Source organism: Pseudotamlana agarivorans, from assembly GCF_001642835.1.
Lineage (GTDB): Bacteria > Bacteroidota > Bacteroidia > Flavobacteriales > Flavobacteriaceae > Pseudotamlana > Pseudotamlana agarivorans.
In genome coordinates, this window is record NZ_LXEI01000002.1 from 313904 (window position 1) to 338302 (window position 24399).

Annotated in this window: 18 protein-coding genes and 1 tRNA gene; 8 read left to right on the forward strand and 11 right to left on the reverse strand. The window is 34.9% G+C overall.

The features are described from left to right. Window positions 1-40: 40 nt before the first annotated feature. Both A6I66_RS04725 and A6I66_RS04730 read left to right on the forward strand, forming a co-directional pair. Entirely contained in the window at window positions 41-2482 is a 2442-nt protein-coding gene (locus tag A6I66_RS04725) for a helix-turn-helix domain-containing protein (protein ID WP_067146128.1), read from the forward strand. A gap of 161 nt (window positions 2483-2643) precedes the next feature. Beyond that, window positions 2644-3147 carry a DinB family protein gene (locus A6I66_RS04730; RefSeq protein WP_067146130.1) on the forward strand — a complete coding sequence of 168 codons (504 nt, stop codon included), beginning with the start codon at window positions 2644-2646 and terminating at the stop codon, window positions 3145-3147. Window positions 3148-3156: 9 nt separating this feature from the next. On the opposite strand, the gene A6I66_RS04735 is transcribed toward A6I66_RS04730, so the two are convergent. The 5 genes from A6I66_RS04735 to trmD form a co-directional block, all read right to left on the reverse strand. Continuing rightward, window positions 3157-3396 (reverse strand): DUF6095 family protein, encoded by a 240-nt coding sequence (locus A6I66_RS04735; RefSeq protein ID WP_067146132.1) that lies wholly within the window; start codon window positions 3394-3396, stop codon window positions 3157-3159. Next, complete coding sequence (murQ, locus tag A6I66_RS04740; RefSeq protein WP_067146134.1) at window positions 3383-4204, reverse strand: N-acetylmuramic acid 6-phosphate etherase; 822 nt, start codon at window positions 4202-4204, stop codon at window positions 3383-3385. The genes A6I66_RS04735 and murQ overlap by 14 nt, the downstream gene beginning before the upstream one ends. Window positions 4205-4324: 120 nt before the next feature. Further along, window positions 4325-6535: an NADP-dependent isocitrate dehydrogenase gene (locus tag A6I66_RS04745; RefSeq protein ID WP_067146136.1), complete on the reverse strand. Its 2211-nt coding sequence runs from the start codon at window positions 6533-6535 to the stop codon at window positions 4325-4327. A gap of 798 nt (window positions 6536-7333) precedes the next feature. Continuing rightward, window positions 7334-7684: a 50S ribosomal protein L19 gene (gene rplS, locus A6I66_RS04750; protein ID WP_067146553.1), complete on the reverse strand. Its 351-nt coding sequence runs from the start codon at window positions 7682-7684 to the stop codon at window positions 7334-7336. A 317-nt stretch (window positions 7685-8001) separates the two neighbouring features. Further along, the gene (trmD, locus tag A6I66_RS04755; protein WP_067146138.1) at window positions 8002-8679 is read right to left on the reverse strand and encodes a tRNA (guanosine(37)-N1)-methyltransferase TrmD; all 678 of its coding nucleotides are present in this window, start codon (window positions 8677-8679) and stop codon (window positions 8002-8004) included. Between the two features lie 338 nt (window positions 8680-9017). Between trmD and A6I66_RS04760 the strand changes: the two genes are divergently transcribed. Then, window positions 9018-9551, forward strand: coding sequence for an inorganic diphosphatase (locus A6I66_RS04760; protein ID WP_067146140.1), 534 nt, complete (start codon window positions 9018-9020; stop codon window positions 9549-9551). 428 nt (window positions 9552-9979) lie between these two features. Continuing rightward, window positions 9980-12325, forward strand: a complete 2346-nt coding sequence (locus A6I66_RS04765) for a sodium-translocating pyrophosphatase (RefSeq protein ID WP_067146142.1) — start codon at window positions 9980-9982, stop codon at window positions 12323-12325. Window positions 12326-12499: 174 nt separating this feature from the next. Here the strand turns inward: A6I66_RS04765 and A6I66_RS04770 are convergent, their stop codons facing one another. Beyond that, complete coding sequence (locus A6I66_RS04770) at window positions 12500-13114, reverse strand: deoxynucleoside kinase (RefSeq protein ID WP_067146144.1); 615 nt, start codon at window positions 13112-13114, stop codon at window positions 12500-12502. 4 nt (window positions 13115-13118) lie between these two features. Beyond that, the gene (locus tag A6I66_RS04775; RefSeq protein ID WP_067146147.1) at window positions 13119-13898 is read right to left on the reverse strand and encodes a hypothetical protein; all 780 of its coding nucleotides are present in this window, start codon (window positions 13896-13898) and stop codon (window positions 13119-13121) included. A gap of 342 nt (window positions 13899-14240) precedes the next feature. Between A6I66_RS04775 and A6I66_RS04780 the strand changes: the two genes are divergently transcribed. The 4 genes from A6I66_RS04780 to A6I66_RS04795 all read left to right on the forward strand — a co-directional run bounded on the left by A6I66_RS04780 (window position 14241) and on the right by A6I66_RS04795 (window position 19054). Beyond that, complete coding sequence (locus A6I66_RS04780) at window positions 14241-15095, forward strand: GLPGLI family protein (protein ID WP_067146149.1); 855 nt, start codon at window positions 14241-14243, stop codon at window positions 15093-15095. 26 nt (window positions 15096-15121) lie between these two features. Further along, on the forward strand, window positions 15122-17833 hold the full coding sequence (locus tag A6I66_RS04785) for a TonB-dependent receptor (RefSeq protein ID WP_067146151.1): 2712 nt from the start codon (window positions 15122-15124) through the stop codon (window positions 17831-17833). Between the two features lie 61 nt (window positions 17834-17894). Further along, window positions 17895-17976, forward strand: a tRNA-Tyr gene (locus A6I66_RS04790). A 328-nt stretch (window positions 17977-18304) separates the two neighbouring features. Then, window positions 18305-19054 carry a hypothetical protein gene (locus A6I66_RS04795; protein WP_067146153.1) on the forward strand — a complete coding sequence of 250 codons (750 nt, stop codon included), beginning with the start codon at window positions 18305-18307 and terminating at the stop codon, window positions 19052-19054. A gap of 66 nt (window positions 19055-19120) precedes the next feature. Here A6I66_RS04795 and A6I66_RS04800 read toward each other — a convergent pair whose 3' ends face one another. The 4 genes from A6I66_RS04800 to A6I66_RS04815 all read right to left on the reverse strand — a co-directional run bounded on the left by A6I66_RS04800 (window position 19121) and on the right by A6I66_RS04815 (window position 24398). Further along, entirely contained in the window at window positions 19121-20275 is a 1155-nt protein-coding gene (locus A6I66_RS04800) for a serine hydrolase domain-containing protein (protein WP_067146155.1), read from the reverse strand. A gap of 235 nt (window positions 20276-20510) precedes the next feature. Further along, window positions 20511-21677: a 3,4-dihydroxy-2-butanone-4-phosphate synthase gene (gene ribB, locus A6I66_RS04805; protein ID WP_245683424.1), complete on the reverse strand. Its 1167-nt coding sequence runs from the start codon at window positions 21675-21677 to the stop codon at window positions 20511-20513. 55 nt (window positions 21678-21732) lie between these two features. Further along, complete coding sequence (locus A6I66_RS04810) at window positions 21733-23754, reverse strand: LptF/LptG family permease (protein WP_084399463.1); 2022 nt, start codon at window positions 23752-23754, stop codon at window positions 21733-21735. Window positions 23755-23762: 8 nt separating this feature from the next. Beyond that, a complete protein-coding gene (locus tag A6I66_RS04815; RefSeq protein ID WP_067146159.1) occupies window positions 23763-24398 on the reverse strand; it encodes a LolA family protein in 636 nt (211 codons plus the stop codon). Window position 24399 lies beyond the last annotated feature (1 nt).

A 24399-nucleotide genomic window follows, 5' to 3' on the forward strand; every position in this document is an offset into this window, starting at 1 on the left:
TTTATTACCTTCAAAAATTAAATTATTTTTTCAACTTTTAATGGCTGTAAACAAGGAACTCGAATTGGCATGGGCGTTTGTAAATAATACAAACCGATCTATATTTTTAACAGGAAAGGCAGGTACGGGAAAAACGACCTTTTTACACCGTTTAAAAAGAGATAGTTTAAAACGTATGGTTGTTGTGGCTCCTACAGGAGTAGCTGCTATCAATGCGAAAGGAGTTACCATACATTCCTTTTTTCAAATGCCTTTTGGACCTATTTTACCAGACGCCGATTTAAATGCATCTCAAGGGTTTAATAGAAAATTTAGCAAAACAAAAATCAATATTATAAAGTCTATGGACCTTCTGGTTATAGATGAAATTAGTATGGTACGCGCCGATTTACTAGATGGTATTGATAAAACCTTACGCCGTTATAGAGATAGAAACAAAGTTTTTGGTGGTGTGCAAGTGCTCATGATAGGGGATTTACAGCAATTATCGCCTGTAATAAAGGAACAAGAATGGGAACTTTTAAAACCCCATTACCGAAACGGCTTCTTTTTTAGTAGCCACGCCTATATGCAATGTGAGGCTATTTCGGTAGAATTAAAACATATTTACCGCCAAGAGAACCCTAAGTTTATTGATATCTTAAATGAAATTAGAAACAATAAGTTAAGTATCGCTTCCGCGGAAGAATTAAATAAACGCTATATCGCCGATTTTGAGCCAAAACCAGATGCAGGATACATCTCATTAACAACTCACAATCGAAAGGCTGAAGCCACAAATCAAGCGGAACTTGATAAATTAGATTCTAAAATATTTACCTATAAAGCTGAGGTAGAAGGGAAGTTCCCAGAGTATGCTTATCCAAATAATGAATCTTTAGATTTAAAGGTTGGCGCACAGGTTATGTTTGTCAAGAACGATAGCGATCCTTCCAAACGTTATTTTAATGGTAAAATTGGTAAAATTCTATATCTCGATAAAGATGAGGTTGTAGTGCATTGTCCAGACGATGACTTCAATATTGAAGTGAAACCTGAAGTTTGGGAGAATATTAATTACACGGTAGATAAAGAAACCAAGGCAATTTCTGAAGAAAAAATAGGTTCCTACACCCAAATGCCGTTGCGTTTGGCCTGGTCGATAACCATTCATAAAAGTCAGGGATTAACCTTCGATAAAGCCATTATTGATGCCGAAGGTGCTTTTGCACACGGACAAACATACGTAGCACTAAGTCGTTGTAAATCCTTAGAGGGCTTAGTATTAAAAAGTAAAATTCAGTCCAATCAAATTATAAGCGACATCAATGTGATTGCTTTCAATGAAAAGGCCGAACAGAATACGCCAGATGATGCTGTTTTAGAAGCTTCAAAAAAACGGTTTCAACTGGATCTCATTCATGAGATTTTCGATTTTTATGGCTTTTTATACCCTGTAAGTCGCATTTTGGATATTTATTACAAAAACAAATCGGTTGTAGAAGGTAATATAGAAGCAATCATGTTACCTCTTAAAGATAAGTTGGCCGATTTCTTAAAGGTAGCCAATGGTTTTATGGTGCAACTCAAACAAATTTCTGAAGATGAAGGTTTGCCAGAGACCAGTCCCTTAATTCAAGAGCGGTTTAAAAAGGCGATTACCTATTTTAAAACCGAGACTGCTGCACATTTTACAACACCCTTGAAATCTTTTGCTTTTACGACAGATAACCAAGTTGTAGGTTCAGATATCACCAAAAACTTAGATGCTTTAGAGGAACTTCTGGATTTTAAAGTGTTGTATTTTAATGAGCTAAATCAAGGATTTCAAACCAAGTCCTTTTTAGAATTACGTACCAAAGCGATATTTCAAGAGAAAAATAAACCCAAACGTACTAGAAAATCGGTGGTCGACGGTACAAGTCATGTGGAGCTTTTTGAACGTTTACGGGTACTTAGAAATGAAATTGCGGAAGCAAAAGGCTTGGTCCATTTTCAAGTATTTACTCAAAAAGCGCTTTACGATATGTGTGAAAACCTTCCAACAACTAAAAGTGCTTTGCTTAAGGTTAATGGTATGGGAAAAACCCGTGTGCAAAAATATGGTGATGCCATCTTAAAGGAAATCATTGATTACTGTGAAGAAAATGACATCGAAATAGAGAAAGACATCGAAATATTTAGTGATAAGCCGAAGAGGAAAGTTGGTGAAACCAAATTAGAATCTTTAGAGTTATTTAAAAAGGGAAAAACCATTAAGGAGATTTCAGATATGCGTGAGTTAAATGAAAATACCATTTTCGGACACCTGGCGAGCTTTATCCCTTCCGGGGAAGTAGAAGTCTTAGACTTAATGTCTGTTGCGCATTATAATGATCTAAAAACGCTTATTCCACAGAAAACCTACGAGACCATTTCGGATTTAAAACATCAATTGGATGATAAATATACTTATGGTGAGATTCGCTTAGTTTTAAATGAGTTGGAGCAAGCAAAGGAGTGATCAACTTAATTTTGAATAGTCGTTAACTAATAACCACACCGTTGAGAATTAATATCATGATACTATCGTGATAACGCTAAAATTTCATGATTACCTTTTAAAGGTGCTTTTGTTGAAGTAAAACAAGCTGGTTAAATTAAAAATTATCTATATTTAGACTCATGAACATCATTCTTCAAGCTTCTTTACAAACATTAAATAAATCTGAAGTTATTTTAAAACAATTGTGCAATACGCAATTGTGTGATGCTACAGTTTCACCATATTATTCTAGTATTGGAACTCATCTTAGGCATATTTTAGATTTTTACGACTGTATTTTAAAAGGGGCACCAAATAATATGGTTGACCTTACCGCTAGAAGCAGAAATAAAAGGGTTGAAGAAGATTGCCATGAAGCTTTAAATTATCTAAAAAAAATAATAGATCATCTTAAAGCTTTTCAATTTAATGAAACTCAATTGATAAGGGTTGTGGATGATTTGGGAACCGGAAAAATTGAAATTCCGTACACCTATGGAGCTTTGTTATCTCAGGCTAATAGCCATACCATTCATCATTATGCTATTATCAATTATATATTTGATCGATTGCATATAAAAATCAACGATTCTGACTTCGGATTTAACCCAAGTACGCCAAAAGAGAGTTTGATTAATAAATAGTTACAGCGTTTATTTCTTAAACATACTATCCATAATGGTTTTAAGACCTTTAAAAACCATAAAAACAGCCATAGCACATACTGCGCAACCTACAACTAAAAGCGGTAAGTAATAAGGAGATTCTGGCTTACTGTAAGCAAAACTTAATAGGATAGGGCCCATAAAAAGACTTAATGCAGCAAATACTAATATTTTAACGCCTTTAAATAATACCGTTTTATCCGTTCTTTTGGTTTTAGTTTCTTCCATTTGAATAGTTTTTTATAGCTTCTCTTACATTTTTATATTGCTCAAGTAACTCTGAAGCTGTTTTTTCTGAGACTTTAATTTCATCCATGATCATGCGAATGCCACGGTCAACAAGCTTGTTGTTACTCAACTGCATGTCTACCATTTTGTTGCCTTTTACATGTCCGAGCTGAATCATAGTCGTTGTCGTAATCATGTTTAGAACTAACTTCTGAGCCGTTCCTGCTTTCATTCTAGAGCTTCCCGTAACAAATTCGGGACCAACAACAACTTCTATTGGGAATTGTGCGGTTTGTGATAACGGACTATTTTGATTGCAGGTTATACACCCTGTAACGATGTTGTTATTATTACAGGTTTCTAAAGCAGAAATCACATAAGGCGTCGTTCCAGAAGCCGCAATACCAATCACCACATCATTTTGTGAGATTTGATAGGCTTGTAAATCTTCCCAACCTTGGGTGGTAGAGTCTTCAGCAAATTCTACCGCTTTTCTAATGGCTGTATCACCACCGGCAATGAGGCCTATAACTAAATCGTATGGCACACCAAAAGTAGGAGGGCATTCCGAGGCATCGACGATACCAAGACGACCACTGGTACCTGCTCCCATGTAAAAAAGGCGTCCGCCAAGTTTTAGTTTCTCTACGGTTTGTGAAATTAAAGCTTCAATTTGTGGTAAAGCTTTTTCAACCGCTAAGGGTACACTTTTATCTTCGTTATTGATGTTTTGTAGTAATTCTGAAACCGACATCTTTTCCAGATGGTTGTAGTTCGAATCTTGTTCGGTTGTTTTTGTGAAACTCATGCGCCAAAAATACGTTTTTTTTAGTTTAACTTCAGTTCGATTCTTAATTTGAAGTAAAAATCTAGGTATAAAAAAAGCTCCTGAAAACAGGAGCTTTTAAAATATATATGTTAATCGAGATTAATCTATAATCGCATTAAACGTGCTGCTAGGACGCATTACTTTGCTAACCAACGCTTCGTTTGGTTCGTAATAACCACCAATATCAGTTGGTTGCCCTTGAATATCGTTTAATTCAGCAACAATTTTAGCTTCGTTAGCTTCTAATTGCTCAGCAATAGGAGTGAACTCTGCTTTTAAATCGGCATCATCATTTTGCTTAGCTAATTCTTGAGCCCAGTATAAAGCCAAGTAAAAATGACTTCCTCTGTTATCTAATTCTCCAGCTTTACGAGATGGTCCTTTTCTATTTTCAAGAAGTGTGCTTGTAGCATCATCTAAAGTAGCTCCTAAAATATTAGCTTTCGGGTTGTTGTTTACGTTACTAAAGTGTTCTAAAGAAACCGCTAAGGCTAAAAATTCACCTAAAGAATCCCAACGTAAGTGGTTTTCTTCAACAAGTTGTTGTACGTGTTTTGGAGCCGATCCACCAGCACCAGTTTCAAATAAACCACCACCGTTCATTAAAGGTACGATAGATAACATTTTTGCACTAGTACCAACTTCTAAAATTGGAAATAAATCGGTTAAGTAATCACGTAATACATTTCCAGAAACCGAAATAGTATCTTCTCCTTTTATAAGACGCTCACAAGTAAATAAAGTCGCATCGACAGGTGATAAGATTCTTAAGTCTAAACCATCAGTATCGTGATCTTTTAAATAGGCATTTACTTTTTTAATGATTTCAGCATCATGAGCTCTATTTTCATCTAACCAGAAAACAGCAGGAGTTTCAGAAGCTCTAGCACGTGTTACGGCTAACTTAACCCAGTCTTGGATTGGAGCATCTTTAGTCTGACACATTCTCCAGATATCACCTTCTTCAACACTGTGCTCTAATAAAGTATTTCCAGAAGCATCAATTACTTTTACAGTTCCGTTAGATGCAATTTCAAATGTTTTATCGTGTGATCCGTATTCTTCAGCTTTTTGAGCCATAAGTCCAACATTAGGAACTGTTCCCATAGTTGTAGGATCAAAAGCACCATGTTTTTTACAAAAATCGATGGTAGCCGAATAAATTCCAGCATAACTACTATCTGGAATTACAGCTTTAGTATCTTGTAATTCACCAGCAGCATTCCACATTTGTCCAGACGTACGAATCATTGCAGGCATAGATGCATCAATAATCACATCACTAGGAACGTGTAGGTTAGTAATACCTTTATCAGAATTTACCATGGCGATGGCAGGACCGTTTGTATAAGCCGCTTGAATATCAGCTTCTATAGCTTGACGCTCTTCATTTGGTAATTTTTGAATAGACTCTATTACATTACCAAACCCAGAGTGAACATTTACACCTAGTTTTTCAAAGGTTTCAGCGTGTTTAGCGAAAACATCTTTGAAAAAAGTTTTAACAGCGTGTCCAAAAATAATAGGATCACTCACTTTCATCATCGTAGCTTTCATGTGTAATGAAAACAATACGCCAGTTTCTTTGGCATCGGCAACTTGAGCTTCTAAAAAGCTTAATAAGGCTTTTTTGTTCATTACCGTTGCATCGATAATTTCACCATCTAAAAGCGCTAAGTTTTCTTTTAAAACAGTAGTCTCTCCAGTAGATGAGGTATGTTGAATACTTACAGAAGTAGCTATATCAATGGTTGTAGATTTTTCATTATGTGCAAAATCACCTTCGCTCATAGTAGCTACGTGAGATTTTGAATCGCTAGTCCAAGCACCCATTGAATGCGGATTCTTTTGAGCGTAATTTTTAACAGCTTTAGGCGCACGTCTGTCACTGTTTCCTTCACGTAAAACAGGGTTTACGGCACTACCTTTAACTTTATCGTAGCGGGCTTTGATGTCTTTTTCAGCATCGGTTGCAGCCTCATCTGGGTAGTTAGGAATGTTAAAACCTAAGCCTTGTAATTCTTTAATAGCACCTTTTAATTGTGGTACAGAAGCACTAATGTTTGGTAATTTTACAATATTAGCTTCAGGCTTTTTTGCCAACTCGCCAAGTATAGCTAAGTCGTCAGATACTTTTTGATCATCTGTTAAAAAGTCTGGGAAAACAGCTAGAATTCGGGCTGCTAATGATATATCTTTGGTTTCAATGTCAATACCAGAAGATTTAACAAACGCTTTAACAATAGGTAAAAATGAGCGCGTTGCTAACGCCGGAGCTTCGTCCGTTTTTGTGTAAATTATTTTAGACATTAGTGTCGGATTTATTTAATGAATTATTTAGGGCTAAAACGTTGTAGTTAATAATTGTAACATTTTTAGCCAGGCGAATATACAAAATTAGATACGTAATTGAAATCAATCATTATACGAATGGTTTTTTTGCATAAAATTTTTGTAATTATGAAAAAATTGTACTGATAAAGTATGGATATGATAAAATAATTGTGAAGATTTTGTTAAAAAACAAAAGCCATATCCCTGCAGAACTAAATCTACTGTGACATGGCTTTCTCGAAATAACCTTACTAAACCTATTTTTAGCATTTCACTAAAAATTTTAAAATTTTCAATTAAACTTTCAGCTTAAGTATTGTTATTTCAATGAAACATTCATTTAATTTTCAAAATGTATTGACTTATTAACTAAATGCTTCTGTTAATTGCTTTTTTATACTAATAAATCCTTACTCGTTTAAACGATGATTTATCTAGTAATACTTTCTAGCAGTATATTCATTTTGATTATCCTGACTAAAGCGTCTTGTTTCAATATTAAACATTACATTATAAATCTGCAACTCTTGAAACGCAACTTGATCTTTTTAATTACTTCATAACGAATATGAAATAGCGATCTAAAAAAGCAACCTTTAAATATATAAGAACGTTTATTCTGTTACTAAATTACGAAAAATAACCGCTATGGCCAAGAGTTTTAACATTTTAATTATCAACGGTTTATAAACAGCAGTTGTTAACATTTGTTCATAAAAAAAGCCTTGATAAAAATCAAGGCTTTTAAAAACTACGGTTGTAGTTGTATTGTGCTTAGCGTCTACGCTCAGTAATTCTGGCTTTTTTACCAGTAAGACCTCTAAAGTAGAAGATTCTTGCTCTACGTACTTTACCACGTTTGTTAACTTCAATTTTTTGTAATGCTGGTAAGTTCACTGGGAAGATACGCTCTACACCAACAGTTCCAGACATTTTTCTAATTGTGAAAGTTTCAGAAGCACCAGTTCCTCTTCTTTGGATTACTACACCTCTAAAAAACTGAGTTCTCACTTTTTCACCCTCTCTAATTTCGTAGTATACAGTAATTGTATCACCAGCTGAAAATTCAGGTAATTCTTTTTTTGCTACAAATTCGTCTTGTACAAATTTTACTAAAGATTCCATATCTTTAAATTTTATTATGTTTAATTCAGAACAACATTCACGATTCTCGCCAGAGGTTAACCCGAAATTGGCTGCAAAAATAATCATTAATTAATTATTTGCAATTTTTTATTCTATTTATTTTGGTGTTCCCTTGCAGGTCAGGCTATACGCTATATCTTTTTTGTTGAAAACCTGAGTTTTTAGTCAAATTTTAGGAGTCATTTCAACACTATAGTAGCTTAAAATAGCACCAAACACAAAAAAGGATGACGCTTCTATCCTTAACACAAGTAAACCTTATGTTTAAACGGGTTAAATTTTTTTGAATAGCCTCCCTAATCTTCCAACAAATCTGGGCGTCGTTCCTTGGTTCTCAAATAGGCTTGTTCTTCACGCCATTTTTCAATCTCAGGCAAGTTGCCACTAAATAGTAATTCAGGAACTTTCCATCCTTTGTATTCACGTGGCTTTGTGTAAATAGGTGGCGCTAGTAAGTTATCCTGAAAAGAATCGGTTAGGGCAGAAGTCTCATTACCTAAAACCCCTGGTATTAACCTTATAATAGCATCACAAAGTACCGCAGCTCCTAATTCACCTCCCGATAGGACATAATCACCAATCGAAATTTCACGGGTTATAAATTGATCACGTACACGTTGGTCTACACCTTTGTAATGTCCGCATAAAATAATAATGTTCTCTTTTAAAGATAAATGATTGGCGATGCCTTGTTTTAAGGTTTCTCCATCGGGAGTCATGTAAATCACTTCGTCATAGTCGCGTTCTGCCTTTAAAGCCGAAATACATTTGTCTATAGGTTCAATCATCATCACCATGCCGGCGCCACCACCAAATTGGGTGTCGTCAATGGATTTGTAATTGTCGCTGGTATAATCTCGTAAGTTATGAAAATGAACTTCCACTAAATTCGCTTCTATAGCTCGTTTTAGAATGGAGGCTTCAAACGGACTTTTAAGTAACTCCGGTAACACCGTAATAATATCTATGCGCATGATTTTATTTAAGAGGGACAAAGATAATTTAATTGTTTGAGAGTTTCATAACTTAAATTTTTAGGTCTTTTTTAAAAGAATCAGCAGAAAATGAAACTCAAACTATTGCTCTAAATATTAAAACGAATGCATTAAAAACGTTAAAAAATACGCAAAAATGCGTTCTAGGTCTTTTTTATGCTATAAATTGAAAATTTTCTAAGTTACAAGTGGCTATTATGCTTTTGTAAAGGTGGGTAAATCAACCTGTTTTTTGTTGTTAAAAGCAGTCGGTTTCAGTACATTTGTTAACTTAAATAAAAAGAAAACTACTTAAATATATAACTAAACAAATAACAATGAGTGACAAAAAAAAAGCATCAGTAACTTTCGATGTGCTAATTGAAATTCCAAAAGGTAGTAGAAATAAGTATGAATACGATTTTACACTACATAAAATTCGTTTCGACCGCTTATTATTTTCATCAATGATGTATCCTGGTGATTATGGGTTTATTCCAGAAACATTAGCGTTGGATCAGGATCCTTTAGATGTATTGGTTTTAGGACATGAGCCAACCTATCCTATGGTGGTTATGGAAGTAAGACCTATTGGAGTGTTTTACATGACCGACGAAAAAGGACCAGATGAAAAAGTAATTTGTGTACCAGTTTCAGATCCTATTTGGAGTAATAAAACTGATATTTCTGATTTAAATCCGCATAGATTAAAAGAAATCGAGCACTTTTTTAAAGTGTATAAAGATTTAGAAAAGAAAAAAGTAGATACTGGTGGATGGGGTAATGCCGAAGCTGCAGTAAAAATTTATCACGAGTGTGTTAAACGCTACGATGACAGTGAACACAAGAAAAAAAGAACGTTCACTATTTAGAACGATTTCTTAATACTATATTTTAAAGACCACCTCAAATTTTTGAAGGTGGTTTTTTTTTGTCAAAATCCAACCTATTTTTAATTAAATTTTTTATTCGTCAATCTGAATTTATTTCATATTCACACAGTCATATAAATGTATTGTGATGTAACTCTATGTCGAACACCGAATGAGGCAAATTCTAACTTTTAAACCTCCTCATTTTTAATCGGAGTTATGTTCAGAATATATATTAATTGAACTCTGGATTTATTTATTCCACTTTGAAGTTTGTGAAGCTGATAAATGTCATTGGTTTATAAAAAAGATATTTAAACAGAGGTTTTATTGAGAAATCTTTAGTTAATCCTTGCTTTTTTTATCACTTATATTTTTCTATTTTTAGCAGGATAAAAAAATAACTAATTATTAAATGACTAACTATTATGGAACTAATTGTAAAATTTTTACCGCTTTTTGGTGTATTGGCCTTAGCGTTTGTATTTATTAAAAGTGCTTGGGTCACTAAACAGGATCAAGGCAATGATGAAATGAGAAGCATTGCCAAGAATATTGCCGATGGCGCCATGTCTTTTCTTAAAGCGGAATATAAAATATTGTCGGTTTTTGTTATTGCTGTAGCTATCCTACTTTATTTTAAAGGCAATGCTGAAATAGGATCCAATGGTATGGTGGCTGTTTCGTTTATTGTAGGAGCTATTTGTTCTGGATTGGCTGGTTTTATAGGTATGAAAGTCGCTACCAAGGCTAACGTACGTACCACCAATGCAGCTAGAACTTCATTAGGAAAAGCTTTAGAAGTGGCTTTTGCTGGGGGCGCCGTTATGGGCTTAGGTGTTGTTGGACTAGGGGTTCTTGGTCTTAGTGGCTTATTTATGATTTATAGCGAAATGGGCTGGGGTATTAGCGAAGTGCTTAATGTGCTTTCAGGGTTTTCACTTGGTGCATCTTCTATTGCGCTTTTTGCACGTGTTGGTGGTGGTATTTACACCAAAGCTGCCGATGTGGGGGCCGATTTAGTAGGAAAAGTAGAAGCTGGTATTCCGGAAGATCACCCTTTAAATCCGGCTACTATTGCCGATAATGTAGGGGATAATGTAGGTGATGTTGCTGGAATGGGAGCCGATTTATTCGAGTCTTACGTGGGGTCCATCATAGGAACCATGGTTTTAGGAGCTTTTATTATAACCCCAGAATTTAATGGCTTAGGTGCTGTTTACCTGCCTTTGGTATTAGCGGCAGTTGGTATTGTTATGTCTATTATAGGGACTTTTTTCGTGCGTGTTAAAGATGGTGGAAATCCGCAATCTGCCTTAAATATAGGTGAGTTTGGTTCGGCAGGACTTATGGTTATTGCGTCATATTTTATAATTAACGCCTTAATTCCAGAGTCTGTGGAAGGTTTAAGCTTTGGTGCTATGGGGGTGTTTTGGGCTACAATCGCTGGTTTGGTAGCAGGTTTAGCCGTTGGTAAAGTCACAGAATATTACACAGGAACAGGAAAGAAGCCTGTTTTATCCATAGTAAAACAATCGGAAACTGGCGCAGCTACCAATATTATAGCCGGTTTAGGTATTGGTATGATGTCAACAGCCATTCCAATCATTCTTATTGCAGCGGCTATACTAGTCTCTCATCATTTTGCAGGACTTTACGGAATCGCCATTGCTGCGGTTGGTATGTTAGCAAACACTGGAATTCAATTGGCTGTAGATGCTTATGGCCCAATTTCTGATAATGCAGGTGGTATTGCCGAAATGGCTGAATTGCCGAATGAGGTTCGTGAGCGTACCGATAAACTTGATGCCGTTGGAAATACAACTGCTGCAATCGGGAAAGGTTTTGCTATTGCTTCAGCAGCGCTAACAGCACTTGCTTTATTTGCTGCTTTTATGAAAACGGCTAATGTGGTTGCGATTGATGTGTCTAAACCAGATATTATGGCCGGTTTGTTAGTAGGTGGGATGTTACCTTTTGTTTTTTCAGCGCTGTCTATGAACGCCGTTGGTCGTGCAGCTATGGCTATGATTGAAGAAGTACGTCGTCAGTTTAGAGATATTCCTCAATTAAAAGCAGCCTTAAATGTGATGCGTAAATATGATTCTGATATGTCTAAAGCTACTGTTGAAGATCGTGCGATATTTGATGCTGCTCACGGGTATGCTGAGTATGATAAATGTGTTGATATTTCAACCAAAGCCTCTATTAGAGAAATGATTCTTCCAGGTTTATTAGCCATTGCTGTACCAGTTGCTATCGGATTTATTGGTGGCGCTGAAATGTTAGGTGGTTTATTAGCTGGTGTTACAACCTGCGGGGTGTTGATGGCTATTTTTCAATCGAATGCAGGTGGTGCTTGGGATAATGCGAAAAAAACTATTGAGGAAGAAGGTAGAAAAGGTTCAGAGGCTCATAAAGCGTCTGTGGTTGGTGATACTGTTGGTGATCCTTTTAAAGATACGTCGGGACCTTCATTGAATATTTTATTAAAATTAATGTCGGTTGTTGCTTTGGTGATTGCGCCAAGTATTGCCGTTTCATCTGAAGCTTTAAATGCATACACTTCCGAAGACAATATAACAGAACAGGTGGCTCCTAATTCTATGTCTAAAGAGGTAAAAGTAGAAATGACAGATAACGGCGATGGTACTGTAAAGGCTGTAGTGACAACGATTACTACAACAAATGAAGAGGTGGTTACCAGTTATGATACCTTTCAAGGCACAGAAGCTGAAGTTAAAGCTAAAGTTGACGCTATAAAATTGGAATAAATTTTATAACAACTATACATGTTGTCATATTGAGATTGTCGAAATAAGTTTAGTGAACTGATGGTCAAAGTCAGTTTCGACAAGCTCAACATGATAAATCAACAAAATCACCATGAAAAAACAATTTGAATTGAATTTTCATGGTGATCTTGTTTTATGTATTTGGTAGGGTATTTAAAATAAGCCGTTTATTTCGGCGTCAATGGTATTGATAACGTAACCTAAATCTTCAGGGTTATCTACAAAATCCAGTTTATCTACATCTATAATAAGTAACTTTCCTTTATTATAACCATGAATCCATGCTTCGTAGCGTTCGTTCAGGCGACTTAAGTAATCGATGCTAATCGTGTTTTCGTAATCGCGACCACGTTTCTGTATTTGTGCCACTAAATTGGGAATTGAACTTCGCAGATAAATTAAAACATCTGGACCTTGAACTAAGGATTCCATCAGTTCAAAAAGCGATCGGTAGTTTTCAAAATCACGATTGGTCATTAAACCCATAGCATGTAAGTTAGGCGCAAAAATATGGGCATCTTCGTAAATGGTACGATCCTGAATGATATCTTTTCCACTCTGACGAATTTGTAAAACCTGTCGGAAACGACTATTTAAAAAGTAAACTTGTAGATTAAAACTCCAACGCTCCATCTGATTGTAAAAATCATCGAGATAAGGGTTGTCCACCACATCTTCTAATTGCGGTTCCCACTTATAATGTTTAGCGAGTAATTGGGTAAGTGTCGTTTTTCCTGCTCCAATGTTTCCTGCAATAGCAATGTGCATGGTCTTAATTTATTTTTAATTTGAATTGATGTACGCTTTCGTTGCTGTAAATATACAAGGTTTCATTGGTTACAAAAAAATCATTTATTAATAAATTTCCGGTATCGATAGCATTTATGGTGTCACTGTTTTTTTTCAAATAAAATAAAGTGTTGTCTTTTTTAAGGATGATATTTTCATTGCTTTCTACCATCGCAGTAAAGCCCTTATTTTCAGTTTTTTTAATCAAACTACCAAAATAATTGTAAACGTAAAGGAATTTTTCGGTGAGTAACCAGCAGTAATTATAGTTGCTTTTTAAATCTAAAACCGCACTTTGTACAGGAACGGTTTGCGCTCTAGTGGTCTTCGATTTGTAGTCGAAAAGTTCAAGTTTTTGCTGATCCTGATTGAAAATCCATACCATATTATCATATCCCGTAGAAATTTTGGAAACGTTTTTATATGGTGTGATTTGATTGAAATCAATTTTAAAAATTTCAGCTAATCGATTATCTAGAATAATTACCGTATTAAAATCTTTGTAAAATAGATTGATTTTTAAAGGATTAAAAACTTCAGCTTCATATAAACTACCCAATTGTAAAGCGCTAAAGTTGGTGGTTTGATCTTTGTCTTTTTTATGAAACACATTGTTAGTGATGTAGTAGGTCGTTCCGAAATTATCAATCGAAATAAACGCATCGGCTTTAAGTTCAATTTTTTTAATAAACTCGGTTTCTATAGTAGTTTGACCAAATAGAAGGGCTGTAAAAAAAAATAATATAAAGCAGGTGTATTTCATAGACTTTGGAAAATTACAAAATTCCAATTGGTTTTAGTGTATAAAATCACCTAGTTGATTTTTAGCATATTCATTTATTTTCAATTTTTAACATATAGGCATTAAACCTTGGGGTGTTTATTTAGTCCAATGGGTTTTAGTGGATAGGAGATGTCATTCATAAGGACGTACTTCTGAAGAATTTTTAGCTTAATAGAATAGAGATGCATCACTATGTTCTGCATGACAATCAGTGTTTTGAGAAAAGTACGATTCTGTCATTCTGAAGGAGGCACGACTGAAGAATCTCTTACTAAAAATTAATTCAATAAGATAATTATAGCACGCATAAATACATTTTATATGATTTTCAAATATTTAAGAATCCAAGTCATCTTACTTTTTTTAACCGTTTCAAGTACCTTATTTGCTCAAAAAGATTTTCAAGGGAAAGCCTATTATGAAACTAAAACCTCCATAGATATGAGCAGTTTCGGTGGTAGAGACATGACCGAGGAACGTAAAAAACAGATTGCAGAGCGTATGAAAAGCGCTTTAGAAAAAACATTCATTCTAACCTTTAACCAATCTGAAGCTTTATATGAAGAGGAAGAAAGTCTAGATGCTCCAACTGGAGGTAGAGGGATGCGATTTGGTATGATGAATACGTCTGGTGGCGATCAATATAAAAATGTCAAGTCGAAGGCATTTATTCAGAAAAAAGACCTTTTCGGAAAGCAATTTCTAATTAAGGATAGTCTACAGAGTTTGGATTGGAAATTAACAGGAGAATCTAAAATTATAGGGCAATACACTTGTTTTAGAGCTGAAGCCGTAAAACCAAAAACTGGTTTTGATTTCAGAGATTTTAGACGACCACCACGCGATAAAGCAGAAGAGTCATCAAAAAAAGAAGATCATCCTGAAGCGGAGCAGCAAAATGATATTAAAGTGGTCGCTTGGTATACGCCGCAGATTCCAGTAAATCTTGGACCTGATGTATACTGGGGGCTACCAGGTTTAATTTTAGAAATTAGTGCAGATAATACAACCATGCTATGTTCTAAAATTGTGATTAACCCTTCCGATAAAGAAGATATTAAAGCGCCAACCAAGGGTAAAGAAGTGACTCAAGCCGAATTTGATAAAATTTCAAAAGAGAAAATGGAAGAAATGCGCGACATGTATAGAGGTCGTGGCCGTGGCGGACGTCGATAATTAAAACTTCAACTAAAACATTATTCATGAAAAAACTCATCTTTTTAACCCTCTTTTTAATGGCATTTGCTGTAAACGGACAAATAAAATTGGAAGGCGTGGTAAAAGATAGTGTTGGTACGCCTTTAGAGCTAGCCAATGTTATTGCTATTAACAAACAAACACAAAAATTAGAGTCTTATGGGATTACAACACCCGAAGGCCGTTACCGCTTATCTGTTGAAAAAAATACAGCCTATAATATTCAAGTAAGTTATATAGGTATGAAAACCCATCTAACAGAATTAATCACAACCACTGATGATGTGGTTAAAAATTTCAAACTGGAGTATGACAATGCTTTAGATGCTGTAGAGTTGGTTTATGAAATGCCCGTGACTGTAAAGGGAGACACCATAGTTTATAACGCCGATTCTTTTACTTCGGGAACCGAACGTAAATTGGAAGACGTTTTAAATAAACTCCCTGGGGTTGAGGTAAATGATGACGGCGAGATAGAAGTAGAAGGGAAGACGGTTGGAAAAGTGATGGTAGAAGGTAAAGATTTTTTTGATGGCGATTCTAAAATAGCGACTAAAAACATTCCGGCCAATGCGATTGATAAAGTGGAGGTTTTAAAAAATTATGCTGAAATCGGACAATTAAGTGGGGTGACCAACAATCAAGATAATATTGCCATCAATATCAAATTAAAAGAAGGCAAGAAGAATTTTTGGTTTGGAAATGTTACTGGTGGTAGTGGAGTAGCCGACGATGCTGGTTTATATCTCGCTCAGCCTAAATTGTTTTATTACAGTCCGGAGTACAGCATTAATGTTATTGGCGACATAAACAATATTGGTGAAGTAGCTTTTACACGTCGAGATTACTTTAATTTCACTGGCGGGTTTAGGAGTCCAAGTCGGAACAGTGGTACCAATATCAATTTAGGAAGCAATAGTTTAGGTTTTCTAACCGCTCAAAATAATAGGGCGAAGGAAATAAACACCAAGTTTGGTGCGGCTAATTTCAGTTATTCACCAAAAGAGACCTTAGACTTAAGTGGTTTTGCTATTTTTTCAAATAATAAAACCTTAATGGAAGAGCATCGGACAACTCAATATACCGATCCTGAATTAGGTATTCCAGACGAATATACTGAAAGCAATACAGTACAAAGAAGCGATTTGGGGATGCTAAAACTAAGTGCTACCTATAAGCCAAATACCAATAATCAGTTGGATTATGATATTTTAGGACGTGTATCCAAAGAATCGCAAGAACAGCTGTTTTACTCTTCTGTGAACGGTGATGTGAACGAATTAGAAAGTGCCGATCCTTATAGTATCAATCAGAATTTCAACTACTATTATACCTTAAACGACAAAAATATTTTTGCTGTTGAAGCGCAAAGTTTAATTCAGGATGAAGATCCATTTTACAACGCCTTTATTGAAGATAAAGCTAATTATGATGATGTAGCCGATGCTTTGGGGCTTAACAATCTACAATCGGCGTACAACGTATCCCAAGAAAAACGTGTGAAATCCAATCAATTGGATGCTAGATTGGATTATTGGCATATTTTAAATCAGAAAAGTGATTTGAACATAACTTTAGGAACCATCTATAGCAAGCAGGATTTTGACTCCAATATTTTTCAAACCTTAGACGATGGCACACAAGTGGAGGCTATGCCTACTATAAATGATGGTTTATCCACTAATGATATTGGCTATCGATTTAGTGATGTGTATTTAGGGGCACATTACCGATTAAAATCTGGGTTGTTTACCTTTACTCCAGGGCTTTCTGCTCATGCTTACAGTTCTAAAAACGAACAGTTTAATGAAGAGTATATTGATAACTTCTTCCGTTTATTGCCAGATTTTAATGTGATTTTACAACTTAAAAAAAGCGAACAAATCACATTCAACTATGCCATGCAAACCGATTTTACCGATGTTAATCAGTTAGCTCGAGGGTTGGTACTAAACAGTTACAGTTCGATATTTTCTGGAAATCCGGAGTTAGAAAGTGCTTTATCTCATAATTTGAACTTGTCTTATTTCAGTTTTAATATGTTCAATTATACCAATGTGCGAGCACGTATTAATTATAGTAAAACGGTAGATAGAATAAGAACCAGTTCGCAGTTCGTTCCGGGAGGTGTGGTACGTGTAAGCTCGCCTTTTAATTCGGGCTTAGCCGATGAAACTGCTAGCGTAAGCGGAAACATTGATAAAACCATTGGTAAATTCAGGTCAACTTTAAATGCTAACCTGAGTTATAATAAGTTTAATCAGTTTGTAAATAATCAGGCCTCAACCAACGAAAATTATGCCCAAACCTACCGCGCTAGAGTGCGTACTAATTTTAGGGAAGCTCCAAATTTTGAACTAGGATATCGTTTTACCATTCAGGATAACGATCAAGGCGCTAGTCGTACAAAATTTTATACCAATGCTCCTTCAATAGATTTTGATGCCCTTATTCTTAAGAAATTCACCTTTAAAACCAATTATGCCCACAACCGATTTAGTGACGAGTCTGGTACTTTAAACACCTTCGAATTCTGGGATGCTTCGCTATCTTTCCGAAATAATAAAGATAGTAAGTGGGAGTATGAGTTAAAAGCGACAAATATTTTAGATACTAAATCGCAAAATACAAGTAGTTCAAGTAATTTATCTGTAAGTGCCACAGAGTATTACATTCAACCGCGATTTGTAACCTTTAGATTGCGCTACGAATTATAAAAAAACTTTAGTATTTTATTTTGCAGAACCAATAATGCGTTATATATTTGCGCTCGGTTTTGGGGAGATACTCAAGCGGCCAACGAGGGCAGACTGTAAATCTGCTGACTACGTCTTCGCAGGTTCGAATCCTGCTCTCCCCACAAAACAAAAAGCAAGCTGTAAAAAGCTTGCTTTTTTTGTTTTTGCACTTTTCTAAATTTCTGAAGTACAGTCAAAATGGGGATCAATCCTAATTGTTGTGTTTATGCAAAAATTGTTTTAACTATTGAAAAATCAGTTTTATAAATTATATTTTAATACTATCTATAACTGAATTTTTAGAACAGTATATTATCAACTAGCTATACTTTTTTATAAATGGTGGCGTTAGAAATTTAGCTCCTATACAAATGGTGAATGGTATATGTTTTAGTGCTGTATCACATATCTATTTGAAGAAGTCTTACTCAACAATCTAATCCACCAACCGTGAAAACCATCTCTATTTCCTTTTTAGTCATCCTCATTCTACTTTGTACTCTAGCTTGTAAATCAAACATAAGTGAAACACCTAAAACAGATCTACCGAAATCTGTCTTAAGTAGCGAAGTGCTGATTGAAAATCTCATTAAAGCCCAAGAGCCAGATAGTATTTCTAAAAAAGCATTTGAAGAATTTAAAACAAAAAGCAACTATATAGATATTATTGAAGCTTACGATAAAAAAAACAAGCTACCAGGTTGGTTTAGTGAAACGGTTTATGATGAATTAAACTATTCTAGTTTACCAACAGAAGCAAATACAAAAACGTATAGTAGCAATAATTTTGTGTTTGGTGATTTAAACATGGATGGTTTAAATGATGCTGTGGTCACGGCGGTACGTTCTAATAGCTATAACGAAATTCACTTTTTTTACGTGTTTTTAAACCAAGGAGATACCTTTAAGCTGGTAGATGTGGCTTGCGAATCCGATCTAGCTGGATGTGAAGAGCAGGGGTGGCCTAATATATTTAGAAATCAGAAAATTGAAAATGGCTTGTTTACAGGGCGTGCCGTTTGTCATTATAACGATGCACATTGTTGTCCTTCAATAACCCTTAAAAGCTACGCGAAATTAACAGACCATAAACTTAAATTTTACAAAGCAGAATTTATTACTGATGATGACGACTTTGTAAAATACAGACCAACGCCAGCCTTAGATTCTATTTTGGCTAAGCCTCTAAAAAAGCACTAAAATTTCCACGCCCAATAATCCTAATCTCAAAAAATGATGAGGTTGAGGCGTGGTTTTAAACTGCTATTACTCTATTTCTTGAAGTAAACTTGATATTTCAATGGCTGGATACCATGAGGAAACGTTAGCATCATCAACATAAAATACAAAAGAATAGTTATTAGATTTCATGCTACCAACATAAGATTGGTACCCGAACGATTGTCCGCCATGCCCATAAGAAAGGTCCATGATATTAATAATCCCTTTTCCGTAAGTTATAGCTCCTGCTACCATAGTTTGGAAATCCTGAGATTTAACATTTTTTATGGTATTCGGATCTTCAAACAACAAACCTTTATTCCATGCATCAATAAATGTTTGCATATCGTCTAAATTGGATAAAATCTCTCCTGCTGGTCCTGCTAAAGTAAAAGGCATTAGTGCAACTTTACCTTTGTAATAACCTTGTGGTCTTTTATTTTCTGGGTATAATGATCCGAAATAAGTGTTTTTAAGTTCTAACGGATTTATAATATGCGCTTTGACGTAGTCTTGGTACGTTTGCTTCGAGAATTTTTCAATAAGTAATGCTAAAAGAATATAATTGGTATTACAGTATTCAAATTTCGACCCAGGAATAAAAAGTTTTTTTTCAGGGTTGCCTTTTGCCATTTCAATAAGGGCTTCATAAGTGAATTTTTCGCTTGGATCACTGTAGTGTGCGATTAACTTATCCTCGTCACTTTCTACGTAATCAGGCAGTCCTGAAGTGTGGTTTAATAGGTTGATAACCTTTACGGAATCAATATAGTTTTTACCATCTATATCAAGTAAGTTTTTATACAAATCGTTATTTGGCAAAATGGAGACGAGGTAATCATCTAATTCTAACTTGTTTTGTTCTACAAGTTGAAGAATGGATGTCGCAGTGAAAATTTTAGTACAACTACCAATCTCAAACAATTCATCAAATTCGCTTGGTTTTGTATTGGTTCTAGCATCAAGGCCGCTGTAATAAGGTAATGTATTAGGACCTTTAATAACGGCTTTCATTTTGCAGCCATTGGTTTGAGCTACTTTATAAACAATAGAATCAAAAAGTGCTTTGATGGAATCTGAAATCTCTACAGATGCCGTTTCAACCTTCGGTTTAATGTCGTTATTCGTGGTGGTGGAGGTGCTTTTTTTACAAGCAATGATTGTAATTAAAAAAACAGCTAAGAGGGTAATTTTTTTCATGAGTTTAATTTAAAAGGAGATAATAATCATTTAATTTGAGTTAAATTTAATGATATCCTTTAAATAAACGGTTGAAAAATAAAAAAGAGGCTGTTTGAAAAGTAAATTCGCCATCAAATTGATCTTGTCTAAATGCTTCAATGCATTAAAAACACTAGGGTTTCGACAGATTCAACTTGACAAATCAAATGCTATTGACTTTTCAAACAGCCTCTTTGTAGTATACTTTATAAGGTTAGTACCCTACATAGTCGGTAATTTCTAAACCATAGCCAATTAAACCTACACGCTTACTTTGTTGTTGTGTGTTAGAAATAATACGCAGTTTATGAATGTTTAAATCGTGTAATATTTGAGCACCAATTCCAAAATCTCTATTATCCATATTAATTTTTGGAGCTTTGCTTACTTCATTTTCCACTTGATGGTTTTTCAAGTAAGCCAATCGCTTTAGAATATTCATAGATTGTGCTTCTTGATTAATAAAAATGATAGCGCCTTTACCTTCATCATTTACCACTTTAAACATGGCGTTTAAATCATCGTCGGCTTTATTGGTAAGGGTACCTAAAATATCGTTATTAACTAATGTAGAATTGATTCTGGTTAAAACAGCTTCATCGGCTTTCCAAACGCCTTTAGTTAAAGCTATATGAATTTGCTTGTTTGTGGTTTGTTCGTAGGCTCTTAACCTAAAACTACCAAAACGAGTTTCTATTTGGAAATCTTCCTTTTTCTCAATTAAAGAATCATGTTGCATACGGTAAGCAACTAAATCTTCAATAGATACAATTTTGATATCATGTTTTTTAGCTACTTCCATAAGTTGAGGAAGTCTTGCCATGGTACCATCTTCATTCATGATTTCAACAATCACACCAGCGGGTTTTAGGCCTGCTAATCGTGCAAAATCAATAGCAGCTTCGGTATGTCCTGTACGTCTTAAAACGCCACCTTCTTTGGCTACTAGAGGGAAAATATGACCTGGTCTTGCCAAATCGTATGGTTTTGTGTCTTCGTCAACAAGGGCTTTAACAGTTAAAGCTCTATCCGCTGCTGAAATCCCTGTAGTTACACCTTTACCTTTTAAATCAACCGATACAGTAAAAGCCGTTTCCATGTGGTCGGTGTTGTTTCTAACCATCATGTGCAAATCTAATTCCTTACATCTATTTTCGGTAAGCGGTGCACAAATGAGTCCGCGACCTTGAGTAGCCATAAAATTTATAATCTCAGGCGTTATTTTTTCTGCGGCAGCTAGAAAATCACCTTCATTTTCTCGGTTCTCATCATCCACAACAATGATAACTTTACCAAGTCTAATATCTTCAATAGCAGAATGGATGGTATCAAGCTTGATTTTTTGTGTGGTATCTTGTGTCATAGGTTCTTCTAATATCATGCTGCAAAGATATTGCTATTTTATAGAAATCAAACAATTTGATTACAGCTCTATTTTAATTCTGATTTTTGGAAACTTGGATTAACGGATCATGGATTTCATCCTCTTTCACATCTCTATTAAGCATGCCCTTTTGCACGATATACACAATAAAGAACAGTGGTAATCCAACTAAAATGTAAAGAATCGAATTGGCAAAAACTTCCTTTTTTACATGTTTTTTGAAGTTTGAAAAACTAATAAACGAACGTGAAAGCGCAATGAGGTAAACCACCCCAATGACCACACCTGCAATAAATAAGCCTTTTCCAATGGATTCATAATGATTGTTTTCTAAAATTTTACCTACCAATACTAATGGGGCAAAAAACAGATAGAGGATAAGCGCAAGATTAGCATCTTCATCACATGCGTTTTTAAGTCGGATGGTTTCATCGAAACGCTCATCAGAATATTCACCAGTAAACTTTAATTGTTGTTTGGTAACGCCTCTTTCATTTAATATCTCTAATGCCGAGTTTTTATATTTAATATCATAATTGTAGTGTTTGTAATTTTTTATGATATCAATAAGTTTAGCATTATCATAGGTGGTTAAAGTTGTGTACTCATCGGTTTCAGTACTGAAAGTTGACAAGTCCTTTTCTTGCGGCTTAATTTTAATTCCGAATATTTTTTTAAGCGGTTCTAGAATACCCTGACTTTCAAAAAGACCACGATCGGCAGTGGCACGTCTAGTTAAAAAGATGCCTAATGGTAACATGATAAGCGTTGAAAACCAACTGGCCAAAATGGGATTAAAACCACCACTCTTAGCACTGTTTGTTGAGAAAATTCCAATGAAGTGATAAGTTAAAAATAGTAAAATAGCAATAACCATTGGTAAACCAATACCACCTTTTCTAATTAAGGCTCCTAATGGCGCTCCTACGAAAAATAGGATGATACATGCAAAGCCTAAAGCAAATTTTTCATGTAGAGAAATGATGTGTTTGTTAAGCCAAGTTTGAGAGTTTCTCAGACTTTTTTCTTTTGTAGTTAAAATTTGTTGTGAGCTAATAAGTGATTTATTAGCGATATCTACCAATTGCAATTGGGTTTTCGTATCAAAAATGTCTAGAATTTCCCCGGTATAAAGTGAGTCCTTATCAATGGTTTTAGAAGGAGCGAGGTATCGTATAAAACCTGTACGTTGATAGAGATTTTTGGTAAATCCTTCATAGTCCGATTCACTTTTTTGTACTAAAGAGTCGATGGCTTTATTCAAACCAGGAACATCAAGCATGTTGTATTTATCGGTTTGGGATTTATCGTCAAAATCAACCTTATTTAATTCCGATAAATCGATATTCATCAGTTTTTTATCGAAATTACTTTTTACAAAAGGTTTTTTCTCGCGAGACTTATGGGTTTTTGTAGCCACATCATTATAATAATGGCCATCTGTTAAAATAAGCGTTAGCACATTGGAGTCTTCTTTACTAGTCAATTCTCCTAATTTGGCTTTAATAACAGTGGCATTGGTTCTTCCGTTGCTTCCTTTAATATGAATGGTTACATTGTCGAGAAACTGATCGCGATCACCATGTTTTTTGTCAAATTTTATGGTGTAATCGCCCATCTCGTTAAATTGACCTTCAGCCAATAACATGGCAGGCTTTAACTTGGCTATATTTCGTCTTAAATTAAACGAATTGTATTCTGCCCAAGGAATCACATTATTAGAGAAGAAGAATGTTACGATACCTAAACCTACAATAAAAATACTTAAACCAGACATGGCACGTTGCAGTGAAATCCCTGTAGATTTCATGGCTGCAAACTCATAATTTTCAGCAAAACTACCAAAAACCATAATGGAAGCCAGTAGAATGGTTAATGGAAGCACCAAAGGAATTAGTTTAGGCATAAAGTAAAACAGAAATTTTACAATGACGATGATGTCTAAGTCCTTTCCAGCCAACTCTTTAATGTATAGCCAGATGGTTTGTAAAACAAAAATCATCATGAGTATTAGAAATACACTGATGAAAGTTTTTAAATAAGACGTAAGTATGTAGCGATCTAGTATTTTCACAAGTTCATTTAGTCTAGATTATTGATGTAATAATCTTTATATTTTGTGGCATCAAAAGTAAACACATGGTTTGGTAATTGCTCATTCGTTTGGAAAGAATTTACAGTAAGTTTTGTTTGCGTACCATTATTACCAATTTGAATAAGGTTGTAAATGTGTTTCGTTTGCGCATCAATTCCTAAAAGGATGTTTTTAATTTCAGAATTAGAATCAATAGGTGTTAATTTCACATACTGAATTTTACGACCTTTTATATCTTGTTTGATGTCCATTTTGTAAGTGTAACCACTTTCGTAGAATGAAAGCATTTTACTTGGGGTAATAACATCTTTATCCTGATCGATGTGAGAAGAAATAGTGACTTCTTCGTCTTCAGTACTGATGCTATAAAGTTTTTCACCATCGAAAAGCTGCGTTACCCCTAAAATATTTAAACGGTATTTCTCGCCTTGTAAAATAACATCACCTTTAGTTTCTTGTTTTATATTTTCTGATGGGTTTTCAAGACTGTATTTGAAGTCTAAAGAAATATTATCGTAGCTTTTTATTTTTTTGGAAACCTGATTTAATAAGGTTTTAGCATCGCTCTGTCCGAAAGCGTTAAAAGAGATGGCGATTATAAGTATTGCTATAATTTTTTTCATG